General features: G+C 70.5%; 7 protein-coding genes. 1 reads left to right on the top strand and 6 read right to left on the bottom strand.

Annotation, left to right across the window (positions count from 1 at the left end; all coding sequences use genetic code 11):
- The 6 genes from VOI19_RS13010 to VOI19_RS13035 form a co-directional block, all read right to left on the bottom strand.
- The coding region (locus tag VOI19_RS13010; RefSeq protein ID WP_323793387.1) for a DUF881 domain-containing protein at nucleotides 1–525 on the bottom strand (525 nt) is incomplete at its 3' end.
- On the bottom strand, nucleotides 518–850 hold the full coding sequence (locus VOI19_RS13015; protein ID WP_323793388.1) for a small basic family protein: 333 nt from the start codon (nucleotides 848–850) through the stop codon (nucleotides 518–520). The genes VOI19_RS13015 and VOI19_RS13010, both read right to left, overlap by 8 nt.
- Complete coding sequence (locus VOI19_RS13020) at nucleotides 847–1,734, bottom strand: DUF881 domain-containing protein (RefSeq protein WP_323793389.1); 888 nt, start codon at nucleotides 1,732–1,734, stop codon at nucleotides 847–849. The genes VOI19_RS13015 and VOI19_RS13020 overlap by 4 nt, the downstream gene beginning before the upstream one ends.
- Nucleotides 1,735–1,738: 4 nt before the next feature.
- The gene (locus tag VOI19_RS13025) at nucleotides 1,739–2,338 is read right to left on the bottom strand and encodes a CDP-alcohol phosphatidyltransferase family protein (protein ID WP_323793390.1); all 600 of its coding nucleotides are present in this window, start codon (nucleotides 2,336–2,338) and stop codon (nucleotides 1,739–1,741) included.
- A 51-nt stretch (nucleotides 2,339–2,389) separates the two neighbouring features.
- Nucleotides 2,390–3,439, bottom strand: a complete 1,050-nt coding sequence (locus tag VOI19_RS13030; protein ID WP_323793391.1) for a hemolysin family protein — start codon at nucleotides 3,437–3,439, stop codon at nucleotides 2,390–2,392.
- Nucleotides 3,432–4,796, bottom strand: coding sequence for a hemolysin family protein (locus VOI19_RS13035; RefSeq protein WP_323793392.1), 1,365 nt, complete (start codon nucleotides 4,794–4,796; stop codon nucleotides 3,432–3,434). Before VOI19_RS13035 ends, VOI19_RS13030 begins: the two co-directional genes overlap by 8 nt.
- A 276-nt stretch (nucleotides 4,797–5,072) precedes the next feature.
- Between VOI19_RS13035 and VOI19_RS13040 the strand changes: the two genes are divergently transcribed.
- Nucleotides 5,073–5,663, top strand: a 591-nt coding sequence (locus VOI19_RS13040; RefSeq protein WP_323793393.1) for a DUF1800 family protein, incomplete at its 3' end; no start/stop codon positions are given.

Raw genomic sequence — 5,663 nt, forward strand, 5'->3', positions numbered from 1 at the left:
GACGCCGTCCTCGAACGAGGTCTGGGCGACGACACGCACCTGGCCGTTGATCTGGATCGCCTCGGCGCCGACCGACCGCAGCTCCTGGATCGTGTCCAGCATCGAGCCCACCGACACGGTGCCGGTCTCCTCGGCTATGGTCACCCGGATGCCGGGGCCGGTGACGGGCACGACGCCGGCCCGCACGTTGAGGCTGTCGACCTCCTGCTGCGCCTGCTCGACCGCGGCACGGCGCTGCCCGGTCTCCGAGCGCAGCTCGGCACGGGCATCGGTCAGCCGGTCGATCTCGGCCTGGGTGCGTTGCGTGGTGCCGGCGAGGCCGTTGAGGACGTCGATCAGGTCCTGCTCGCGCAGCCCCGAGTAGGTGGAGGCGTCCTTGGTGTTCTGGATCTGGACGATCCCGGCGAAACCCACCAGCGCCAGCAGCACCGCGACGACGATCTGGCGCCGCGAGGAGTGACGCACGGCCTTCCACAGGCGAGCGCGCCCGGTCTCCCCCGTGGCCGGGTTCGTCTGGTCAGGCATGGAAGAGATGGCGTCGGATGGCGGCGACGTTGGAGAAGATCCGGATGGCCAGCACGACGACGACGCCGGTCGAGAGCTGGCCGCCGACACCGAGCCGGTCACCGAGGTAGACGATGCCGGCGGCGATGAAGACGTTGCTCACGAAGGAGACGACGAAGACCTTGTCGTCGAAGATGCCGTCGAGGTAGGCGCGCAGGCCACCGAAGACAGCGTCGAGCGCCGCCACGACGGCGATCGGCAGGTAGAGCTCGAGGCCCAGGGGCACGTCCGGCTGGAAGACCAGACCCAGCAGCACACCGAGCAGCAGACCGAGAACTGCGATCACGGCGTCTCGACCTCGCTCTCGGGGTTCTTGGGGTTCGCTGAGTCGTCTGGGCTGTCAGTGCTCGAGCCGATGGTGGCCGAACGCTGGTTGAGGAAGGCCGCCGGGCCCGCAGGCAACGACAGCTCGAGCACATTCTCCACGGCGTAGGTGAATCCGTAGAACTCGGCCTTGCCCACGAACACCAGCGCCGAGGTCGTGTCGAAGAGTCGCGCCGACAGGGTGCGCGTGTCGCCGATCGCTTCCACGACGTACGGCCCGGCGATCCCCTTCTCGTTGACCTCGATGGCCTGGCCGCTGGTGCGGATGGCGCTACGCGCCGTCAGTCGCTGACCGTTGACGGCGATCGCCTCGGCGCCTGCCTCCCAGAGCCCGTTGACCAGCAGCCCGAGGTCGGAGTCCTGGACGAGCTGGACCGGGTCGGCGTCGGGACGCTCGGTCACCGTGACGCGGACGCCCTCGCCGAGGACGCCCAGGAAGCCGGTGCGGATCTGGAGGCGACGGTTGCGGACGAGCGCCTCCTGCTCGGTGTCGGCGAGCTGTCCGATCTCGTCCTCCAGCGTGATGTTGGCGACCCGCAGGTCGGCGAGGCGCTGCTGCTGGCGGGCGAGCACCTCGCGCTCGGTCTCCAGACGGCTGATCAGCGTCGTCCGCCCGGCGTCGTCGGCGTCGGCGTTGAGGGAGGTCTGCACGAACGCCGTCGACACCATCAGCCCGAACACGACGATCACCAGCACCGCGAGGCGGCGCATCCGATCGCGTGGCGGTCGGGGCGCTCCAGCGGCACGGCGCTCGGCGGCGACCAGGTAGTCCTCGTCGAGGGACTGCTGGGTGATCAACGTCAGCAGCGGCAGGTGGGTCCGCTCGGACGCCGTGTCGGCGGGCATCGCCTCAGGTCCGTTCGGTCGTCGCGAGGAGCCGGCGCACCTGCCAGGCGTAGAGCACGCCTGCCCACCAGTAGAGCGCGATGCCCCAGACGGCGAACGCCCAACCGAACACCTCGGCCAGCGTGGCCACGGTGCCCTCGCCGTCGCCGAGCAGGAGAAGTGGGAAGGCGTAGAGCAGGTTGAACGTGGCGGCCTTGCCGAGGAAGTGCACCGGCAGGGCGCTGTAGCCACGCGTGCGGAGCATCGGCACGAGCCCCCACATGAGGGCGTCGCGCAGCGGCAGGATGATCGCCACCCACCACGGGATGATGTCGCGCAGGCCGAGGGCCACGACGACCGCGAGGATGTAGAGCCGGTCGGCCACCGGGTCGAGGATCTGCCCGACGACGGACTGCTGGTCGAGCTTGCGCGCCAGCCACCCGTCGAGGAAGTCGGTGATGCCCGACGCGACGAGGAGCGCGAGGGCCCAGCCGTCCTCCTCGGGTCCGAGCACGAGGTAGAGGAAGACCGGGACGCCCAGCAGGCGCAGCGCGCTCAACGCGTTGGGAAGGGTCCACACCAGCGCTGCCGAGTGATCGGCACCGGTCGTCGCTTCACCTGCCACAGCTACCTACCCTACGGGCGCGCGGGCACGAGTCGACCGCGCACGCGCGGGTCAGGACGTCTCCTCGAGGTGGGCGCCGTCGCGGATCTCGCCGACGAGCTCCTCGATCACGTCCTCCAGGGTGGCCAGACCGACGGTGCTGCCCTCGGTGTCGACCACGCGCGCCATGTGCGCGCCCCGACGCTGGAGGACCTCCAGCGCCTCGTGCAACGGCGCGTGTGCGGGCACGGGCGCGAACGGACGGATCCACTTGTCGTCGATCGGCTCGTTGCGACGCTGCTCGTCGGGCTCGAGCACGTCCTTGATGTGGAGGTAGCCCAGCAGGTCGCCGGTGGGGCTGGCCACCGGGAAGCGGCTGAAGCCCGTAGCGGCGCACAAGGCCTCGATGTCGGCGGCACTCGAGCCCCGCACGATCGTGGACAGCCCGTGCGAGGGCAGCAGGACCTTCTCGACGGACTTCTCGGTGAAGCCGAGCGCGCCGGCGAGCCGGTCGTACTCGTCGGCCTCGAGGAGGCCCTCGCCGCGGGACTCCTCCACGAGCGCGGCGACCTCCTCGCGGGTGAAGGTCGAGCTGACCTCGTCCTTGGGCTCGACGTGCATGAGGCGCAGGGTGGCGTTGGCGATGGCGTTGAGCCCCACGATGATCGGGCGGAGCAGCGCCACCACCGCGACCAGTGCCGGAGCCAGCACCAGGGCGGAGCGCTCCGGCCCGGCGATGGCGATGTTCTTGGGCACCATCTCGCCCAGCACTACGTGCAGCGCGACCACGACGATGAGGGCGAGCACGAACGCGACGGGGTGGAGCAGGGCCTCGGGCACGCCGGCACGCTCGAAGAGCGGCTCGATGAGGTGGGCCAGCGCGGGCTCGCCGACGGCACCGAGGCCGAGCGAGCAGATGGTGATGCCGAGCTGGGCGCCCGCCATCATCAAGGAGACGTTCTCCATCGCCTTCAGCGTCGTGCGAGCCGCCCGCGAGCCGCTCTGCGCCTTCGGCTCGATCTGGCTACGGCGCGCGGAGATCAGGGCGAACTCGGCCCCGACGAAGAAGGCGTTGAAGGCCAGCAGGACCACGGCCAGCACCAGGGCTGCGGTGTCACTCATGGTCGGCCTCCACTCCTTCTGCTGCCTGGTCGAGCAGACGCAGAGCCAGTCGGTCGACCCTGAGTCCGTCCATGTGCTCCACGGCCAGGACGGCGAGGAGCGTGCGGGGCTGGTCGGGGTCCGTGCGGTCGGGCACCTCGACCTCGGCGATGTCGCCGGAGCGCGGGATCCGGCCGAGAACCTGGAGCACGAGGCCCGCGATGGTGTCGTAGTCCTCGCTCTCGGGCAGCTCGATGCCGGTCACGTCCTCGACCTCGTCGGGGCGGAGCAGGCCGGAGATCGACCACGAGCCGTCCCGGCGTTGCCGAGCGCGGGAGCCGAGGCGGTCGTGCTCGTCGGAGATGTCGCCGACGATCTCCTCGATGACGTCCTCGAGCGTGACGATGCCGGCGTGGCCGCCGTACTCGTCGAGGACGACGGCCATCTGGAAGCCACCGGCCCGCAGGAGGGCCATTAGCGGGTCGAGGCGCAAGGAGTCGGGGACCACCACGGGCTTGGCCATCAGGTGCTTGACCTTGGTGGTGGGGCGCTCGTGGCTCGGGACGGCGACCGCGTTCTTCACGTGCACCGTGCCGACCACCACGTCGTCGTCGTCGAGCACCGGGAAGCGCGAGTGACCGGTCTGCCGGGTCAGGTCGATGACGGCGCTGGCACGGTCGTTGATGTCCAGCGTGCGGGTGCGCACCCGCGGGGTCATGATCTCGCCGGCCGTGCGGGTGCCGAACTCGACCGAGCGCTCCATCAGCTCGGCGGTGTCGGCGTCGAGGGTGCCCTCGTCGGCCGAGCGCGAGATGAGCGAGGCCAGCTCGGCCGAGCTGCGCGCCGAGCGCAGCTCTTCCTGGGGCTCGACCCCGAGGCGACGCACGATGGCGTTGGCCCAGCCGTTGAGCAGCGCGATCGGGCCGCGCATGGCGGCGGTGAAGAGCCGCATCGGTCGCTGGGTGGCCCGCGCGGTCGCCATCGGCAGGGCGATGGCGACGTTCTTGGGCACCAGCTCACCGAACAGCATCGTCAGCACGGTGCTCAGTGACAGCGCGATGACCAGCGACGTCGGCGCGACCGCACTCCCGGGCAGACCGGCAGCGGTCAGGGGACCGTTGAGGATCTCCGAGATCGCGGGCTCGGCCAGGAAGCCGATCCCGAGGTTGGTCACGGTGATGCCCACCTGGGCTCCGGAGAGCTGGGTGGAGAGCGACTTGAGCGCCTGCTGGACGCCGACCGCACCGGCGTCGCCGTCGGCGGCCTCACGGTCGACCTGGCCTCGGTCGACGGTCACGAAGGCGAACTCCGCGGCGACGAACACGCCACACATGGCGATCAGGAGCAGGGCAAGGGCGAGGAGCAACCAAGGCGTCATCGCGGGCCCCCGGAGGAGCGGGGCGGGTTGGTACTTTGAGAGCCGTCCATCGGGCGGTTCACGGTCCTTCGTGTCGGTCGTACGGGCGAGGAAAGAGTAGCCGGACCGTGGGTGGGTTCGCTCGGCGGGAACCGGTCGGACAGACCGTCTAGTCATTCGGTGCCATTTCCTGCTCCGAGAGGCCCTCCGAGCAGCCCCGCGATCTAGCCTCGTGCAGGACCGGTCCCCCCACCGCCCCGACGCCGGTCACCTCCCCCACCGCACGGAGCCCCCCACATGCCGAGCACCCCTACGTCGACTTCACGGCGAACCCTCCTGACCGGTGCGCTCTCCGGCGGCGGTGCCCTCGGCATCGCTGCCGGAGCCAGCCCTGCCGAGGCTGCCTACAAGCCGCGGCGCTTCCGCGGGAAGCCGCTGCTCAAGCGGGCCGACCGCCACCTGGTCAACCGCTTCTCCTACGGCAACACGCCCGCCCTGACCCGCCAGGTGCGCCGAGCCGGCGGCGGTCAGGCCTGGCTGCGCGCCCAGCTGGCCCCGGACGAGATCGCCGACCGCAACACCGACGCCCTCCTGTCGTGGTGGCCCAGCCTCACGCGCTCGCCCCAGGACCTGTGGCGCCGCAACGTCGAGGACGTAGAGAGCGGCTGGCAGGTGATGGCCGACTACCAGCGGTGGATCCTCGTGCGCCGCGTCCTGACCAACCGTCCGGTCGCGGAGATGATGGCCGAGCTGTGGATGAACCACTTCAACGTGCCCGTCCACGACGACGCCAACTTCACCCACCGCTTCTCCTACGACCAGGCGATCCGCCAGCACGCGCTGGGCACCTTCGAGGACCTCCTGCGCACCGCGATCACCCACCCCGCG

The sequence above is a fragment of the Nocardioides sp. genome, from assembly GCF_034670285.1.
Taxonomy (GTDB): Bacteria; Actinomycetota; Actinomycetes; order Propionibacteriales; family Nocardioidaceae; genus Nocardioides.